Genomic DNA, 17,740 nt, shown 5'->3' with positions numbered 1-17,740 from the left:
TTAGTTTGAGGAAACTGTCGTGAAAGAACAGGTGAGTATTGGGTTAATTAACCCTAAAAGTGCGTCAAATGTGGCTAGTGTGTTGCGTGCAGTGGGATGCTTTAATGCTTCCAGCGTGTTTTACACTGGCCAACGCTATAACTATGCAAAAAACTTTAACGCTGATACTAAGGCCATGCATAAGATCATTCCAACTGTCAGTGTAGATGATTTGCGACATATCAGACCAAGTGGGGCAAAAGTGGTTGTCGTGGAGCTCATCGAAGGTGCCATTCCATTACCAGATTATGTCCATGAGGATAATGCATTCTATATTTTCGGCCCTGAAGATGGGTCTGTACCCACAGATGTTTTGTCTTGGGCTGATGACGTAATTTATATTCCAACCAAAGGTTGTCTGAACCTGGCATCAACAGTAAACATAGTGTTGTACGACCGTTTGGCGAAAGGTCAGTTTGAAAGGAGTAATGCACTCATACGTGCATCAAGGGACAACAACAATCGCGGTAAGGTTGAGCCAGGTTGTTGATTCATAGCTAAAACTCCGTGTGACGCAAATTGGTAACACTCAAGTTAATAGCAAAATCAATGTGTCAGCTTTTTTTACGATCTCGCAGCCAAATAGTTCTTTGTGCAATAAAGATCCAGATCCTCTCACCCAAAATCGATCTGGATAGACCAGATATATTTATAAAGGTGTATTTGTAATACAAAGGGATACATATTGTTGTGATAACACATAAACAATAATTAAAACAAAAGTTTATTAGTCTTTAGTACGGTGATTTCTCATATAAATAAACGTAATAGTGCCCATCTTACCTTTTGGATCACATAAAAAATGTTGCTCGACTAAACTTTTGTCGAATATTTTGTGAAAGTGGTCTGATATTTGATTAAGATTCATTGAAATAATAAACGCATATAAGAGTACTTATTCGCAATCTGCGTGAAGATTCGTTTTTGGTTCGCAGATCCCTTTTTTCTGTCTAACTTCAATCGTTCTCACTTGCTATAGCCTGGCGCACAGGTTTTTAGATTGCGACTGTTTGCAGTGGAAGCATCAAAATTAGACTCTAAAAATAAAAATACAATTTGAAAATCGTTGGGAGTCAAAGTGAAACGTCGCTTGCTAAATGCTTTTAAAAAAGTGCATCAAGTACCGGGGGTCAAGCAAATGGTTCGGCCTTTGGTTCGTCGGCAAATGAATAAGGCCATTGATGCTGCAGCCGAACATTTTTTTGAACACTTTACTCTGGTAGTAGCCAGAGAAGAAAATGATCAACGAACGTGTTTTAAGACTCGTCACCAGGTTTACTGTGAGGAGATGGGATACGAACAGGTTCGTCAAACTAAAATGGAATTTGATGAGTTTGATGAGTATGCGTTAAGTTGTTATATAAAACATAAAGCGTCTGGTGATTGTGCAGGTACTATTCGTGTCGTTATGCCTCAACACAGTGGACAAATGTTGCCAATGGAACAAAACTGTCCCGAAGCTATTCGAATTGATGAAAACAGCCCAACCCGCTGTCCACGTCACGCGGTATGTGAGATATCTCGGTTAGCAATACCGAAACGATTTCGCCGACGACAATCCGATTCCAACTTATCCCCTGTTACAGGCAAATCTTTAGATAAAGGCTTCAACAAAAAGAAGCGTACAAGAAACTTTCCGTATTTAACGCTAGCTCTCTATTTTTTTGCTGCAACAATCTGCGTACTTCGAGATGTTGAAAATGTATATGTAATGATGGAGCCAAAACTAGCAAGAAGCCTTCGAATGCTGGGTATTGAGTTTAATCAGATTGGTGGCGTCATTGAATACCATGGTGAGCGGGCAGCATATCGTTTGTCTCCAGATGAGTTCCTACAACAAATTTCACCATCCCTTAATCGTTTTTATCACAAAATAACTAAAGAGTTGGAAGCTATTCCCAACTTTGGTTCTCTTCGGCCCAAGCCTTCGGCACTTGTCTCTAAAGGTCAAAAGACCCGTGCGGCTTGATATGTGAATACGTATGTATGTTGTTTCTTAAACCCGAGCCTGTATGCTCGGGTTTTTGTTTTGATGGGGAGCGGGAATGCGTTACTTTTCTCTAAGACAACATTTTGTGATGTTAATTGTGTTATTTATGCTCGCGGTGAGTTTGGAGTCTACTGCACAATCTGGAGAACCTGATTTGAACACGCAGCGCCAGAAAAAGCCTGTTATTTATCAGGTTTTCACCCGGCTTTTTGGAAACAAGAATACCGCTAACAAACCCTGGGGAACGATTGAGGAAAACGGTGTAGGAAAGTTTAGTGATATCAATGATGAAGCCCTTAGGGAGATAAAAGCACTTGGGGTTAGTCACATTTGGTATACCGGCGTTCCACATCATGCCTCGGTGACAGATTATTCACACTTCGGGATCCCCGTAGACGATCCTGACGTGGTAAAAGGCCGTGCGGGTTCGCCTTATGCTGTTCGCGACTACTACAATGTTGACCCTGACCTCGCTGATGATCCACGCAACAGACTGGCTGAATTTGAAGCATTAGTCAGTCGAACTCATCGCCATGGTTTGAAGGTTTTAATTGATATAGTACCTAACCACGTTGCCAGGCGTTATGAGTCATTAACAAAACCTAAAACTACTTTTGGCCTGGATGACGATGTCAGCCAAGTTTATCATCGCGACAACAGCTTTTACTATGTACCTGACCGTGCATTCGAAGTTCCCGAATTTACCCGTGAAACTATGCCTCTAGGTGGGCAGAAACACTTAATGGCAGATGGCGAATTTTCAGAAAAGCCCGCGAAATGGACAGGCAATGGTGCTCGTTCCCCAAAACCCGATGTTAACGACTGGTATGAAACGGTAAAAATAAATTACGGCGTATCGCCAGCGGGAGAAATGGAATTTTTACAGCCAGATCCCAGCTTCGCTCATAAATCCATACATGCTCATTATGAATACTGGCAAGAGGTGGACGTTCCTGATTCGTGGGAAAAGTTTAAGGATATTGCTTTGTACTGGCTGGATAAAGGCGTCGACGGTTTTCGCTACGATATGGCAGAGATGGTGCCTGTCGCTTTTTGGTCATATCTTAACAGTCATATTAAGCAGGTTAATCCAGAGGCTTTACTATTGGCCGAAGTTTATCAACCTGAGCGCTACAGACCTTATATTTCAATGGGTAAAATGGACTATTTATATGACAAAGTCGGCTTTTACGATACGTTAAAAGCAGTCATGCGTGAAGAAGGTGATGTTAAAGAGCTCCACCGAGACCTCATGCAAACAAGTGATATAGAGCATAACTTGCTGCATTTTATCGAAAATCATGACGAGCAGCGTATTGCCAGCCCCGAATTTGCAGGTGATGCAATGAAAGGTAAGCCTGCCTTGGTGGTGTCTGCTTTCTCTAACTCTGGTCCCATGATGATATATTTTGGTCAGGAAGTCGGGGAAGATGGGAGTGAGTCCCTGGGTTTTGGAAACCCATCACGAACATCCATATTTGACTACGGTGGTGTTCCTGCTCACCAGCGATGGATGAATAATGGTGCATTTGATGGCGGACAACTAAGTAGTGAAGAACGTGGCTTACGGGAATATTATAAAAAAGTACTAACCGCAGCGGCCTCTCACGATGCAGTCAAGGGGGAGTATGTTCCACTGTCACCTCATTTGACCGTAGATGGTCAACTCAGTGACCCTTTAGTGTTTGCTTTTGCACGATCACAGGGCAAAGATAAAATTATAAGTGTCAGTAATTTTTACAGTAAGAAAACGGTATCTGTCTCTCTGGTGTTTCACAAAGAGTTAATGCAACGTTTGCAATTGCAACCTAGCACAACCCTTAAAAATATATTGGATGATGCCACCGTTAACATTCTCCCGTATCAAGACGGAGTAAAAATTAAGATGCAGTTGCCACCACTTGCATCTTTTGTCCTTGAGTAACAACCGGATTATAGAAAAAAGCGGTGGGGATATATTTATAAGGCCACACAAGTTTTTCGCATTTTTCAATAATTCAAGGCGCTGTTACAACACGCTAAGTTTTGTATGACAGGTTTGTGAATACGTATGCAGGGGATTGGCTAACGTAAGCTCTGTGCGTACTATGCAAATTAATTAACTAAATATTAACAGTGTATGGCGAAGCATTGTCAGTAAATCGTTGCAGATAATGTCATTACACAAAAACACAATCTTTGAAATCCACACAAAAATAACAAGAGACATTTATGCAACAATCTCAGCCTAAGCTCCCGTTTTGGCAAATTTGGAATGTCAGTTTTGGCTTCCTCGGTGTCCAGTTTGGTTTTGCATTACAAAATGCGAATGTGAGTAGGATCTTGTCTGACCTCGGTGCCGATTTACACTCACTTTCTCTGTTTTGGCTAGTAGCACCAGTGATGGGGCTCATTATTCAGCCTATTGTTGGTTCAGCGTCAGACAGAACATGGAACAGGTTGGGGCGACGTCGTCCATTTATCCTTATTGGCGCCATTGCAGCTGCTATGGGAATGCTACTGATGCCCAATGCACCGCTATTTGTGACAGTGATGGCGCCGATGTTATTTGGGGCTGTGATGTTAGCGCTTATGGACGCGTCTTTTAATGTCTGTTTTCAACCATTTCGCTCATTAGTATCAGATATGGTTCCCGCATCCCAGCGCAATATTGGGTATGGCGTACAGGCATTACTCATCAATATAGGTGCGGTCATTGGTTCATTGCTACCGTTTATTCTTACGAATCTGGTGGGGCTGGATAACACAGCATCGTTAGGGGAGGTCGCGCCATCAGTGATCTGGGCATTCTACCTGGGTGCAACTGTGCTTTTAGGTTCTGTGATATGGACTGTGATCCGCACAAAAGAATACGCACCAGAAGAGTACGCCCGTTATAAGGGGTTGGATCTTGATGCAAATGAAATAGAAAAACAAAATAGACAAGGCGTTTTCGAATTACTTCTGGCGATGCCAGGTACAATGAAGCAACTTGCTGTGGTTCAATTTTTTTCATGGTTTGCGCTCTACATAATGTGGGTTTACACCATGCCCGCTATTACTCAGCATATTTGGGGCGTGGACAAACAATGGTTTGATCCAAAATATATCGCAATGATGGTAGATGTTCCCTCACATGTAGTCGCAGCGAAAGGCGCCGCTGGTGATTGGGTTGGTATATTGTTTGCCGCATACAGTGTATTCGCTGCGATTTTTTCCGTCTTTCTTGCTCGACTCGCGGATACGTTTGGACGCAAAACTGTCTATGCATCATCTCTGGTACTTGGTGGTGTAGGATACCTAAGCTTTCTTGTTCTACAGGATTTTGAACAAGTACACGTTAATTTACTCATCACAGAAATTACTGTTCCTCAAGGCGCGGTAAATCTTATCTTCCCTATGATTGGTGTTGGCATTGCTTGGGCGGCTATCTTGGCGATGCCTTATGCCATGCTTGCGGGCTCTTTGCCTGCGGCTAAAACTGGCGCGTACATGGGGATCTTCAATTTTACTGTAGCAGTACCTCAAATCATTGCTGGCTTAAGCGCCGGATGGATTGTTAGTTCATTATTTGACAATGATGCAATAAATATCATTCTGGTCGCAGGAATTTCAATGCTCTGTGGTGCTATTGCCGTTGCCTTCGTAAGCGAGGTAGCGCCGGATATAAATGACACTGATAAGGGAGCCTGATAATGGTCGCAGTAACCCGGACACTTTCTTGTGTTCTTCTCACATCTTTTACTTTAACTGCATGTTCCTCAGCTACTTCTTCAGTGACTGTTGGAACAGCTGACGTAGATGTTGTTATTCAGGGCACAAGCGAGCCTTTTACCAAAGAAGCGGTGTATTTTGTGATGACTGACCGTTTTGTTGATGGCGATAAAAATAACAATTACGAAGATCAGGGCGGTGAGCATCCAACTTGGCAACTTCCTCTGCATGGGCCTGAGAGTCAAAGCGCCTACGTGGGCTATATGGGCGGCGATCTCAAAGGTATAGTGAATAACCTCGATTATATTAAAAGCATGGGCTTTACCGCTATTTGGACGACACCTGTAGTGGATAATCCAGACCAGGCATTTACCGGTAGTGAACCTATTGATTTTGGTGGGCAATTCAAAGATGGCGGTAAAACTGGATATCATGGCTATTGGGCAACAAACTTTTTTCAACCGGATGAACATCTTGTCAGTTCTGATCTCAGTGTGAAGGATTATACTCAAGCCTTGCATAAGAAAGGGTTGAAGGCGGTATTTGACATTGTTGCTAACCACGGTTCGCCGAGTTTTTCAATGCCTGTCGACCAGCCTGGCTACGGCGAGATATATGATAAAGATGGAAACTTGGTTGCTGATCATCAAAACTTACACCCAACGGCGTTAGATACAACGTTGCCCACCCAACGTTTTTTCCATCCCTTTCCTGACTTGGTAGAGCTATCTAACCTTAATGAAAGTAACCCGGACGTGCAGGAGTATCTCATAAACTCTTACCTGTACTGGATAGAGCAGGGTGCAGACGCCTTTCGCATTGATACAATTCGTCATGTACCTCATCATTTTTGGCGGCTGATGTCTGATAGGATCCGCGCTGTACACCCTGATTTCTATATGTTTGGTGAGAGTTTTCAATACGATGCCAACTTTATCGCCCAGCATACGCTACCGAAAAATGGTGGTATAAGTGTGCTTGATTTTCCAATGCAAAAAGCAATGGTTTCAGTATTTGGTCAAGAGAACAAGGGTTTTGAACTATTAGGTGAAACGTTATTTCTCACTCACGGGCCCTATAACAATCCGTATGATTTAACCATTTTTTATGATAATCACGATATGCCACGAATTGATGCAACGAACAATGGGTTTATCGATGCACATAATTGGTTGTTCACTACCAGGGGAATTCCTGTTGTGTATCAAGGCTCAGAGATTGGTTTTATGCGCGGAACCGCCGAGCACAGTGGTAATCGCAACTATCTAGGGCAGGGCAATATAGATAAGGCACCTGATCATGATATCTATAAATCACTAAAAGCCATCGCCAGGGTTCGCCAGGAAACGCCCGCTTTGCATAACGGCTTGCAATATGTGCTGTCTTTAGATGGAAACCTGGCCGCATTTTATCGTGTTCTGCAAAATAGTGATGTTCAACAAACTGCACTTGTGCTGCTGAACAAAGGTGACGAGAGCGCGGAGTTCAGCATCGACGAGCATTTACAATCCGGAGAGTGGGTGGAGCAACTCAGCGGAAGAACCATTTCCGTAACTGCATCCGGTGAATTGAACGCAACGGTTAACGGGCACTCTGTGCAGGTTTGGGTGAGGGAGGGGAAGATTAATGATCGGGCGTTCTTGTCTGCGCTAACGGAACAAATACAGTATCAGTAAAGGTAGCGCGGGGCGTTTCGCCCCGCCTAGATAATGGTGTTGTCGCAGCCACATGACTGTCGAATAATAAGCTCTGCTGGCATAAGATAATCACTAACAGTTTCTTTATTAATGGCTTTAAGCAGGGATTCCACAAGTAACTCTCCTGCTAACCGCGTATTCTGCTGAACAGTGGTTAATGCCGGTGTTGTGTAACCGGAGACAGAAATGTTGTCATAGCCCGTTACAGCAATTTCTTCTGGTACCTGTATCTTTTCATCTCTAAGTGCCTGAAGTACGCCGGTAGCAATAAGGTCTGATGCACACACGACCACATCTGGCCTTTGTTCTCCTGCCAAGAGTGTTTTCATCGCCTGGTAGCCTGCCTGTTCTGTTGAAATAGCGTCAAGTTGTTTGATATGACCGCTCATAAGGTTCGCTTCTTTCAACGCTTGCTGATAACCTTTGAAACGGGCGTAAAACTCCGGCGCGTGGCCGCCGGCATCACCAACGAATGCAAAGCGTTTGTGGCCAACTTTTATCAGGTGTCGGGTAAGGTCAAATCCGCCTTGCAGGTTATCGCAACCTATCGAAATTCCAGGATGCTCAGTATCAGGAGCTCCCCACCTAACAAAATGTGTTCCTTGATTTTCTAGCTGTGCGAGTTTATCCCGGTATTCAGTATAATTGCCGTATCCCAGCAAAATAATGCCATCCGCTTTCTTGGAATCTTCGTATTCGGCATGCCAATCATCTTCAAGATGTTGAAAAGACACGAGTAAATCAAAACCCGCAGTGGCACAAGCGCGGGTAATACTTCCCAGCATATTGAGAAAAAAAGGATTTATCATGGAATCGTCTGACGTGGGGTCTTCGAACAAAAGCAGCGCGATAGTATTACTCTTTTGCTTGCGCAAATTGCTGGCGTTTTTGTCGACTTTGTAATTGAGTTCCCGTGCAATACGCTGCACTTTCTGCCGGGTTTCTAGATTGACTAATGGACTGTTATTCAACGCTCTGGATACGGTAGACTGGGATACACCAGCCCGGTGAGCAATATCAAAGGAAGTAGCTTTATCTTTCATTTCATCAACTTAAGAAGCTGTGCAACAAACACTATTGGTGTGAGAATAGCACAGTTTTATAGGTTAGCAGACTAGCAGTTGAATGAAATTAGTATAGAAAGCGGTTTCTTTCTATTCAATTAGCAAGTAAGGCGTCAATTAATCATAGTGGCTAAACCAGTCACAGGGTATAATATTCACTTTTGCGAAAAAGTTTACTATTTAAGGGGAATGTCAGAATGGCGGAGACGGAACATCATCCGACCAACTTTATCCGGCAAATCATCGACAAAGATCTTGCAGCAGGTGTACACGACGCAATTAAAACGCGCTTTCCACCAGAGCCAAATGGTTTCCTGCACATAGGTCACGCCAAATCTATTTGCCTGAATTTTGGCGTTGCCCGGGACTATCAGGGCACGTGTAACCTCCGATTTGATGATACCAATCCAGTGAAAGAAGACATCGCGTATGTAAACGCAATTAAAGAAGATGTCACTTGGCTTGGTTTCACTTGGGAAGGTGATGCTCGCTATTCTTCCGACTATTTTGAGCAACTCCACGGTTTTGCAATGGAGCTTATAGACAAAGGTCTGGCCTATGTCGATTTTTCCGATCAGGATACTATGCGTGAAATGCGCGGAACGCTTACAGAGCCCGGGAAGAACAGCCCTTACCGCGATACGTCTGTGGAGACCAACAGGGCGGAGTTTGAAAAAATGACTGCCGGCGAATACGCGGAAGGTGCGTGTTCCCTCAGAGCCAAAATTGACATGGCTTCGCCATTTATGTGTTTACGAGACCCTGTTATCTACCGGGTGAAATTTGCACACCATCATCAAACAGGTGACAAATGGTGTGTGTACCCAATGTATGATTTTACTCATTGTATCTCTGATGCCATAGAAGGCATTACTCATTCATTGTGTACCCTTGAATTTCAGGATAACCGTCGCTTGTATGACTGGGTAATTGAGAACATTTCTATTGACTGCACACCCCGTCAATACGAATTCTCCAGGTTAAACCTTGAATACACTGTATTGAGTAAACGCAGGCTTATCCAATTAGTGGAAGAAGGGCATGTTGAGGGCTGGGATGATCCGCGTATGCCGACCATCGCAGGACTTCGCCGAAGAGGCTATACGCCCGCATCGGTACGTGAGTTTTGTAAACGGATTGGTGTGACCAAGATGGATAACATGGTTGAAATGGGTATGCTCGAGGCCTGTATTCGTGACGACTTAAACGTTAATGCACCTCGGGCGATGGCTGTTTTAGATCCTGTCAGGCTAGTCATCGAAAATTATCCTCAAGGGCAATCTGAGACTCTAACGGCACCAAACCACCCTAACGACACTGAAATGGGCGAACGCACACTGCCGTTTAGTGGCGAGATTTGGATTGAAGCTGATGATTTCAGAGAATCTGCAAACAAGAAATTCAAACGGCTAGTCCTGGGCAAGGAAGTGCGTTTGAGAAACGCTTATGTAGTGAAAGCCGAGCGTGTTGACAAAGATCCGGATGGCAACATTACCACTATTTATTGTTCTTTCGATGCTGACACATTAGGCAAAGACCCTGCAGATGGTAGAAAGGTTAAGGGCGTAATTCACTGGGTAGATGCTAAAGCCGGTGAACCTGCCCAGTTCAGACTGTACGACAGACTGTTTACTGTGCCTAACCCCGCTGCCGAAGAAAGCTTTACCAGTGTTATTAATCCAGGTTCGCTGGAAGTAAAGCACGGTTACGTTGAGCCTAACTTAAACACTAACCCTTCGGCAGGCGGGTGGCAGTTTGAACGAACCGGATACTTCTGCCTCGATAGTAGTTCAGCGCCCGAGAACAAAGTATTTAACCGCACCGTCGGTTTACGCGATACCTGGGCAAAAATGGGTGAGGGCTAAGTAAACCTCGTTAAGTTTGCTTAACAAAACGCGTCCTTGAAGTGACCCCAATAGTTGGACATACCAATTACTGGGGTTTTTTTATGCCGAAACAGGTTCGGCGTAAACTCCCTCTTGCAACCACGACTTTAACCGGATTAGTATAATCTTTCGCCATGTCAGGATTTATTATTATGCCGAAGATTATTTGTCATCATATTTTTGCTTTTGTGTTCCTCTGTGCTGCGCCTGTTTGCCAGGGAAAAACCTTCGACGTTTATTTTCTTGGCGGGCAATCTAATATGGTGGGTTACGGTTATTCTAAAACGTTAGAGCCGTTATTTCGTGACCCTTCTTCACAGATTTACCTGTTTGCAGGTCATCCGGCAGAAGACGATGACCGTCGAGGCGGGGCTGGCGTTTGGGCGCCATTACAGCCTGGTACTGGCGTTGGGTTTAAGTCGAATGGCAGGGTGAGTTTGTACAGTGATCGTTTTGGCCCGGAAGTTTCCTTTGGACATGCCATTAATGAATTAAGTGAAAATCGCAATATAGCTATCATTAAATACGCAAAAGGAGGCTCCGCACTGGCAGAAAATACTGGCTATGGCAGCTGGTATCCATTTTACAGCGATAAACAAGGCATCAATCAGTTCGACCACTTTCTGACGACGATTAGAGACGGATTTGATGAACAGGATATCGACTTAGATGGTGAAACTGATAAGTTGATACCCGCAGGTATTGTGTGGATGCAAGGTGAGTCAGATGCCGCTGCAAGTAGCGCAGTAGCCGCGGAATATGAAAGAAACCTTATGCAAATGATGAAGTTGATCAGGGCTGCTTTGAGGGATGACGCGCTACCCGTGGTAATCGGTAAAATAACGGATTCCGGAGCCAATAGCGGCAGTGTGAAAATGCCACATATTAAGGTGGTTCACCATGCGCAGGAATCATTCGTTGCCGCTGACACATGCGCAGCTTATGTTACCGCGCTGGACAACGAACAACACATAGAAGACGGTTGGCATTACACATCTAAAGCTTACATAGCATTAGGTGAAGCTTTTGCTAAGGCTATGTGGTCTTTGAAAACCTCTTGCTTTCCATAGCATTGCGATTTCGTACACTTATTTGGGCTGACAATCGAGACTTTCACCATTGACTTTACTACTGTCTTCTCCCATGAGATACAAATATAAAGGCATTATGTCTGCTGGTGTTTTTAACGTTTGTGGATCTTCAGCAGGGTATGCACTGGCGCGCATATTTGTGCGAGTTGCTCCAGGGTTAATACAATTGAATCTTATGTTTCGATTTTCGTATTCCGACGCCAGGACTTGCATAATTCCTTCAGTGGCAAATTTTGACACGCTGTAGGTACCCCAAAATGCTCTTCCTTTTCTCCCAACACTTGATGTTGTAAAGATAACCGAAGCATGTTGCGCCTTTTCAAGGGCGGGGAGCAACGCCTGAGTCATCAATGCAGCGGCGTTAACGTTTATTTGCATCACATCCTGCCATTCTGTATCGGGAATGTCTTTAAAAACACTGAGATGTCCCAGCATTGATGCATTGTGTAACAGGCCGTCTAAAGCACCAAACTGGTCAATGATACTTTGTGTCATATCCTGATAATTTTTCGCTGTAGCCCCTTTCAAATCGAGGGGAATAATAGCGGGTTCTGCACCACCGTTACGCACGATTTCATCGTATGTACGTTCCAGTTTGTTGACTGTTCTCCCAAGTAGAATACAAGTCGCACCATGGGCCGCGAAAGTTTTAGCAGCTTCTGCACCTATGCCGTCTCCAGCGCCGGTAATGAGTATTGTTTTGTTATGAAGTAAGTCAGTAGGCGCATTATAGATATGTGACATTAGCGATTTTCCTCGCGTTGAATTTTGGAAAAATTAATAGATAGTGACGGGATCATACTTGTGATAATTGGTTTGTAAACTATTGTCCTAATAAGAGCGTTTAGAAAAATTTAATTTACGAAAAGTTAACAAACCTTTGCAAAATTTAAATAAAGCCCATAATATTAAGCTATATACAACTGGTCATACTTGTTTAATTTTTGTATTAAAACCCGGGAACGGGACTAGATTGAACGCATTTGAATGGTTTTTACCAGACAATAACAACAAAGCTTTAGTAAGGGAGACAAAATGAGAAAACTCTTTATTAGTACAAGCGTTGCCCTGGCGCTTGGTTTATCGGGTTGTGGCGGCTCTGGCGAATCAATGGACGAAATACAGGCGGATACGCCTGTTCAAACGCCATTCTCCCGTGTTTTATTCGACCCGGCAGAAGGCAATCTGAATGTACCGAACGACTTACTTATGTTACCGGGCGATGACGGCTTCTTCGATTACACATTGAATATTCCCGTGGATGATCCCACAGATTTCACCGACCCTCAAAACGCACTTAACGTGTTAGACGGTTGGTCTACTCAACATCCCTTTGTCATCGATGTCGATACACCCAGTGGCGTATCATTAGATGCCAGTACTTTATCAGCAGGGGTTTTACTTTTTGAAGCAACACTCGGTCTTGATCAAAGTGACCCTGATTGCGCCACTGCTGAAATTCCTTCATCTGGTTGCAAAGTAGGCGACCAACTTCAGTACGGTGTCGACTATGTATTAACGCTAGTCGATGACGACACCATTTCTGTGGTGCCGCTAAAACCTCTTAAACCTGCTTCTGGTTATATGTTAGTAATGACTACAGACCTTAAAGATAGCAGTGGAAAAGGGGTGAGAGGTTCCAGTTCATGGGAGCTCGCCCGTCAGGACATTAACACAGCACCGCTAAGTTCAGACTCTCAACTCTTGCTACAAGGATTGGTGAATTCCTTGGTTGCGCCAATTACAGCGCTTGGTTACGAACGCGATAGTATCTCATACATCTCAGCGTTTACTACGCAGAGTACGGATGTAGCGTTACAATCAATTAAAAAAGTGATGGTGGCAGAATATGCAGCTCGTGCGGCCGCGGGTGACCCCACCGCCGCTCAGGCACTTCCCATGGTCACAGTTTCTGATGCCAGTGGAGCAAGTAATGCTATGGAAGCACTGGGATTAGTAAGTGATATAACATTGGCCGGTGCGGTTCAACTTGGTATTGCCAGTCTGCCCGATGAACTAAGTGCCTTTGCTCCTACAATTCAGGCAACTCTTGAAGCCGGCGGTTTTGATTCCTTGAAAACCTGCGATGGGCTTACCGCTACAGTACGGGGCGATCTGGCGGCCATTTGGGGAGCGTTAAACGATTTTGCTGTAGGTGTTTCCTCTGGCATCCTTGCTCAAGCTGGGCCATTCTGTGCTGCAAGCCGATATGAAGGTAACATTTCACTGCCTTATTATTTAGCATCGCCGTCAGTTGAAGAACCTCTTGCGCCTACTACTGAGTTTTGGGAAGCTGCGTGTGACAGTGGAATTATTTTAGCAAGCTTGCCCACTGAAACTCTTGCTGCTGCAACACCTGGACCAAATGCTGCACTTTGTTCTCAACTTGGACTTGCCGATTTACGCATCGGCGGTCAGATGGTCGACAGTAAGCGAAATATAACCAAGTTTAATCCGGTTCCAGAAGCGAAAAGTGTACAAACGCTGGATATACAGGTTACGATTCCAGACCCATCTGTAGCAGCTGTACTTGGCAGAACCCTAGCAAAACCTGATGCAGGCTGGCCGGTAGCGATATTGATGCACGGTATTACGAGCAAAAAAGAAGACATGCTTGCAATAACTGGCGCGTTGTCTTTAGCAGGTATTGCCACTGTAGCCATTGATCACCCGTTACACGGGAGTCGCGGGTTTGATATAAATATGGACGGGGTGGACGAAATAAATGCCACATCCGTCGCTGCTACTCATTATATGAATCTACAATCTTTACCGACAGCCCGTGACAATGTTCGTCAAAGCGTCTCCGACATGCTGGGCTTGCGTTTAGGAATGAATGTAATTAACGATCAAACCTCTACTATGGCGGCTAATTTTGATATGAGCCGTGTATATTTTATGGGGGTTTCACTGGGCGGAATCACCGGGGTTAATTTTAACGCAGTGGCCAACAGTTCCATGGGTGACGAATTGGCTGCCCTTGATGGTTTGTACACTGTTCAGGCTGCATCGTTGGAGTCACCGGGTGGCGGTTTGGCGCAATTCCTAATTGAATCACCATCTTTTGGTCCGTTGATAAAAGGTTTATTGCTATCTCAAGCTTCCGAAGCGTTCCAGGCACTCCTGGTACAACTCTACGACACCACTGAAGTAACACAAGCGCAATTAGTTGCGGCAGTGGATGCGTTTTACGGCAATGCCACAGAAGAACAACTGGCAACAGTGCAGGCTGTTTTTAATGAATTTGCATTTGCAGCACAGTCAGTCTTAGACGCCGCCGATGCCAATAATTACGGCGCATTGTTAGGAAGTAATACTCCAGTGCATATGATGACTGTTGTCGGGGATGGTGGAGACACTAACTTACCAGACCAGGTTATCCCAGTGACTACGGGTATTCCATTGGCAGGGCAACAGCCTCTGGCGGCTATTATTGGTTTGGAGCAGGTTAGTACTACTACGGCCGGCGAAGACGTATCGGGTTTGGTTTTATTTACAGAGGGCGCTCATGCTTCGAGTCTTAGTCCGACTGCTAGTGCAGCAACTACGACTGAAATGCAAACTCAGGTTGCCACGTTCTTAGCTTCAGACGCCACGGTATTGCCTATAACCAATACCGATGTGGTGAAAAATTAATCTCTAAATAGCGAAAAGGCCGGGTTACCGGCCTTTTTTTTGTCTGTACACTGGTACGGAGTCGTCAGCACTCATAAACGCTGGTAATATTACGCAGTTTATACAACGCGGGTTAATACAAATGACAATAGTTCATCACCAGCGTATTCATTAGGTATTACTCAAAGCGACATAATCAGGAGAGTAGTTTGGAGTTTATTTACGATTACGGGCTTTTTTTGGCAAAAGCCGTAACCCTAGTCATCGCGATTGTTTTGGTTCTCGTTGCGGTAGTGGGGGCAGCCAGTCGGCAAAAGCCAGGTAAAGGACAACTGGAAATTGTTTCTATTACCGAGCAATTAAGCGATGTTAAACAATACGCACAATCTGTGTTGTTGGATAAAGCAGCCCTTAAAAAGCTGGCCAAAGAACAAAAAAAAGAAGCAAAACAAAATAGTAAAGACAGCACTGAGCAGTCAAAATCCCGGTTGTTTGTTTTAGACTTTGTTGGGTCAATGGATGCTCATGAAGTTGATCGATTGCGGGAAGAGATCACCGCGATCTTAAGTATAGCTGAGCCGCAGGACGAAGTTTTACTTCGCTTGGAAAGTGGCGGTGGTGTTGTTCATGGATATGGTCTGGCCGCGTCACAGTTGCAAAGAATCAAAGAAAAAGGGCTTAAGCTAACAATTGCAGTTGATAAGGTCGCGGCAAGCGGCGGTTACATGATGGCATGCGTAGCTGATCATTTGTTGTCTGCTCGTTTTGCATACATCGGTTCAATTGGTGTATTGGCGCAGATCCCTAACGTGCACAAATTACTGAAGAAACATGATGTTGAATTTGAACAACACACGGCTGGCGATTACAAACGAACGCTCACAGTTTTTGGAGAAAATACTGAAGAAGGTCGGGAAAAGTTCAAGCAGGATCTACAAAGTATTCACATGCAGTTTAAAGACTGGGTACAATCCCAGCGAGAAAAACTCAACATTGATCAGGTAGCTACAGGTGAAGTCTGGTTGGGTAACGAAGCCTTAGAAAAAGGCCTTGTCGATGAATTGATGACATCTGATGATTACATTATGTCACATCATCCTGCCCGTGAGATTTATGCGGTCAAGTACACGACAAAGAAAAATATGGCAGAGAAGTTGGGGATCTCACTTTCAACTGCCGTTGAGCGCAGCGTTACGCGATTACTATCCAAATCGCGTTTTTGGTTCTAATGCTTTAACGGCTATGGCTAAAGAAACGAAAATTCGTATACTCGATGCTGCAGAAGCCTTGTTCGCCGAACAGGGCTATGCGCAAACGTCCATGCGAAATATAACCGCCAGAGCAGATGTTAACCTGGCTTCCGTGAATTACCACTTTGGCAGTAAAAAGAACCTCATACAGCAAGTGCTAAAGCGTTATTTTGATGTTCTCATGCCGCAAGTAGACAAGGTTATTTCTGAGTTACCGGCACAAAGAGGCGTTAGTGGTATAGAAACCGTGTTGTTGTCTTTGGTTCCACCAATGATGACATTGTCAGACTTAAGGCCAAATGGTACTGAACGTTTTGTACAACTACTAGGCCGGGGCTATACAGAAACCCAAGGTCATTTACGTCGCTTTATCATGACAGGTTATGGCGGTACCGTAGCCCGGTTAATGGAAACTATACATAGCTGTTTACCTGATATCGCCGATGATGAGTTGTTTTGGCGAACACATTTCGCCATGGGAAGTTTCGTATTTTCAATGGCATCGAGTCAGGCTCTTACGGAAATAGCGGAGGCTGATTTCGACCAGCAGGTTTCCATCAAGGATGTGATCCTTCATATGGTGCCATTTATGGCTAATGGCATCGCAGGGTCCCGCTAATTAGATTAACTTTCTTCAGGTTTTCCTATGTCCATACCTAGAACCACGCTTATTAATTACCTAGCAGATAAACTTAACACGGCTGAAATTCAGGATTACGCGCCAAATGGCCTACAGGTTGAGGGTAATGAAACCGTATCCCGTATTGTCACAGGGGTGACTGCATCACAAGCGTTAATTGAACAGGCAGTGAAATTAAACGCAGACGCAATTCTGGTTCATCACGGCTATTTTTGGAAAGGTGAAAACCCCACCATTACTGGTATGAAAGGACGTAGAATACGCACATTACTACAGCACAATATTAATCTTCTTGCGTATCACTTGCCTATTGATGTGCACCCTGAGTTTGGGAATAACGTGCAGCTTGGAAAAGTTTTAGGGTTAGAGCAACTTTCGCCCTTAAGCGGTGTTAAGCCTTCGGGAATTATCTACACAGGTAAGCTCGTTAAAGAAATTGATGCTACTGAATTTGCCAACCATATTGAAAAATGTCTCACTCGTTCGGTGATACACGTTCCGTACGCTGGTCGTGCCTCCTTATCAAAAGTGGCATGGTGTACCGGAGGTGGGCAAGGGTATATTGAAAAGGCTGTTGCTGCAGGTTGCGATGCTTTTATCAGCGGTGAAATTTCCGAGCAAACCACACATGTAGCCAGGGAAGCTGGTATTCATTATTTTGCTGCTGGACATCATACCACTGAGCGCTATGGTGTAAAAGCGTTAGGAGCACACATCGCAGCGGCGTTTAACGTCGATGTGAATTTTATCGATATTGATAATCCGGCGTAACTGG

13 protein-coding genes are annotated in these 17,740 nt (G+C 44.4%); 11 read left to right on the top strand and 2 right to left on the bottom strand.

The window, feature by feature from the left end; all coding sequences use genetic code 11:
• Positions 1–19 precede the first annotated feature (19 nt).
• The 5 genes from ACXACM_RS13700 (at position 20) to ACXACM_RS13680 (ending at position 7,398) form a co-directional block, all read left to right on the top strand.
• Positions 20–529: an RNA methyltransferase gene (locus ACXACM_RS13700; RefSeq protein WP_474822402.1), complete on the top strand. Its 510-nt coding sequence runs from the start codon at positions 20–22 to the stop codon at positions 527–529.
• A 588-nt stretch (positions 530–1,117) separates the two neighbouring features.
• Positions 1,118–2,008, top strand: a complete 891-nt coding sequence (locus ACXACM_RS13695; protein ID WP_474822401.1) for a PEP-CTERM/exosortase system-associated acyltransferase — start codon at positions 1,118–1,120, stop codon at positions 2,006–2,008.
• A gap of 127 nt (positions 2,009–2,135) precedes the next feature.
• The gene (locus tag ACXACM_RS13690; protein WP_474824356.1) at positions 2,136–3,953 is read left to right on the top strand and encodes an alpha-amylase family protein; all 1,818 of its coding nucleotides are present in this window, start codon (positions 2,136–2,138) and stop codon (positions 3,951–3,953) included.
• Between the two features lie 287 nt (positions 3,954–4,240).
• Positions 4,241–5,701 (top strand): MFS transporter, encoded by a 1,461-nt coding sequence (locus tag ACXACM_RS13685; RefSeq protein ID WP_474822399.1) that lies wholly within the window; start codon positions 4,241–4,243, stop codon positions 5,699–5,701.
• Positions 5,702–5,703: 2 nt separating this feature from the next.
• A complete protein-coding gene (locus ACXACM_RS13680; RefSeq protein ID WP_474822398.1) occupies positions 5,704–7,398 on the top strand; it encodes an alpha-amylase family glycosyl hydrolase in 1,695 nt (564 codons plus the stop codon).
• Positions 7,399–7,424: 26 nt separating this feature from the next.
• Here ACXACM_RS13680 and ACXACM_RS13675 read toward each other — a convergent pair whose 3' ends face one another.
• A complete protein-coding gene (locus tag ACXACM_RS13675) occupies positions 7,425–8,462 on the bottom strand; it encodes a LacI family DNA-binding transcriptional regulator (protein WP_474822397.1) in 1,038 nt (345 codons plus the stop codon).
• Between the two features lie 218 nt (positions 8,463–8,680).
• Here ACXACM_RS13675 and glnS point away from each other — a divergent pair, with 218 nt between their 5' ends.
• Both glnS and ACXACM_RS13665 read left to right on the top strand, forming a co-directional pair.
• The gene (glnS, locus tag ACXACM_RS13670) at positions 8,681–10,348 is read left to right on the top strand and encodes a glutamine--tRNA ligase (RefSeq protein ID WP_474822395.1); all 1,668 of its coding nucleotides are present in this window, start codon (positions 8,681–8,683) and stop codon (positions 10,346–10,348) included.
• Between the two features lie 173 nt (positions 10,349–10,521).
• Positions 10,522–11,439: a sialate O-acetylesterase gene (locus ACXACM_RS13665; RefSeq protein ID WP_474822394.1), complete on the top strand. Its 918-nt coding sequence runs from the start codon at positions 10,522–10,524 to the stop codon at positions 11,437–11,439.
• Positions 11,440–11,457: 18 nt separating this feature from the next.
• Here the strand turns inward: ACXACM_RS13665 and ACXACM_RS13660 are convergent, their stop codons facing one another.
• Positions 11,458–12,204, bottom strand: coding sequence for a YciK family oxidoreductase (locus ACXACM_RS13660; RefSeq protein WP_474822393.1), 747 nt, complete (start codon positions 12,202–12,204; stop codon positions 11,458–11,460).
• 291 nt (positions 12,205–12,495) lie between these two features.
• On the opposite strand from ACXACM_RS13660, the gene ACXACM_RS13655 reads away from it, so the two are divergent.
• From ACXACM_RS13655 to ACXACM_RS13640, 4 genes are all read left to right on the top strand, one after another.
• Complete coding sequence (locus tag ACXACM_RS13655; RefSeq protein WP_474822391.1) at positions 12,496–15,096, top strand: VolA/Pla-1 family phospholipase; 2,601 nt, start codon at positions 12,496–12,498, stop codon at positions 15,094–15,096.
• Positions 15,097–15,284: 188 nt separating this feature from the next.
• The gene (gene sohB, locus ACXACM_RS13650) at positions 15,285–16,304 is read left to right on the top strand and encodes a protease SohB (protein ID WP_474822390.1); all 1,020 of its coding nucleotides are present in this window, start codon (positions 15,285–15,287) and stop codon (positions 16,302–16,304) included.
• A 13-nt stretch (positions 16,305–16,317) separates the two neighbouring features.
• Positions 16,318–16,944, top strand: a complete 627-nt coding sequence (locus ACXACM_RS13645) for a TetR/AcrR family transcriptional regulator (protein ID WP_474822389.1) — start codon at positions 16,318–16,320, stop codon at positions 16,942–16,944.
• 27 nt (positions 16,945–16,971) lie between these two features.
• Positions 16,972–17,736, top strand: a complete 765-nt coding sequence (locus ACXACM_RS13640) for a Nif3-like dinuclear metal center hexameric protein (protein WP_474822388.1) — start codon at positions 16,972–16,974, stop codon at positions 17,734–17,736.
• The last annotated feature ends 4 nt before the right edge of the window (positions 17,737–17,740 follow it).

This window comes from Alteromonas sp. AWQ4_252, assembly GCF_056158205.1.
The sequence above is the reverse complement of the archived record's forward strand: the minus strand, read 5'-3'. Positions and strand labels throughout refer to the sequence as shown.

What these genes read in the sequence shown, in the direction of transcription:
- ACXACM_RS13690 (WP_474824356.1), top strand. Translation starts at nt 2,136, where the DNA reads ATGCTCGCGGTGAGTTTGGAGTCTACTGCACAATCTGGAGAACCTGAT.
- ACXACM_RS13685 (WP_474822399.1), top strand. Translation starts at nt 4,241, where the DNA reads ATGCAACAATCTCAGCCTAAGCTCCCGTTTTGGCAAATTTGGAATGTC.
- ACXACM_RS13680 (WP_474822398.1), top strand. Translation starts at nt 5,704, where the DNA reads ATGGTCGCAGTAACCCGGACACTTTCTTGTGTTCTTCTCACATCTTTT.
- ACXACM_RS13675 (WP_474822397.1), bottom strand. Translation starts at nt 8,462, where the DNA reads ATGAAAGATAAAGCTACTTCCTTTGATATTGCTCACCGGGCTGGTGTA.
- glnS (WP_474822395.1), top strand. Translation starts at nt 8,681, where the DNA reads ATGGCGGAGACGGAACATCATCCGACCAACTTTATCCGGCAAATCATC.
- ACXACM_RS13665 (WP_474822394.1), top strand. Translation starts at nt 10,522, where the DNA reads ATGCCGAAGATTATTTGTCATCATATTTTTGCTTTTGTGTTCCTCTGT.
- ACXACM_RS13660 (WP_474822393.1), bottom strand. Translation starts at nt 12,204, where the DNA reads ATGTCACATATCTATAATGCGCCTACTGACTTACTTCATAACAAAACA.
- ACXACM_RS13655 (WP_474822391.1), top strand. Translation starts at nt 12,496, where the DNA reads ATGAGAAAACTCTTTATTAGTACAAGCGTTGCCCTGGCGCTTGGTTTA.
- ACXACM_RS13645 (WP_474822389.1), top strand. Translation starts at nt 16,318, where the DNA reads ATGGCTAAAGAAACGAAAATTCGTATACTCGATGCTGCAGAAGCCTTG.
- ACXACM_RS13640 (WP_474822388.1), top strand. Translation starts at nt 16,972, where the DNA reads ATGTCCATACCTAGAACCACGCTTATTAATTACCTAGCAGATAAACTT.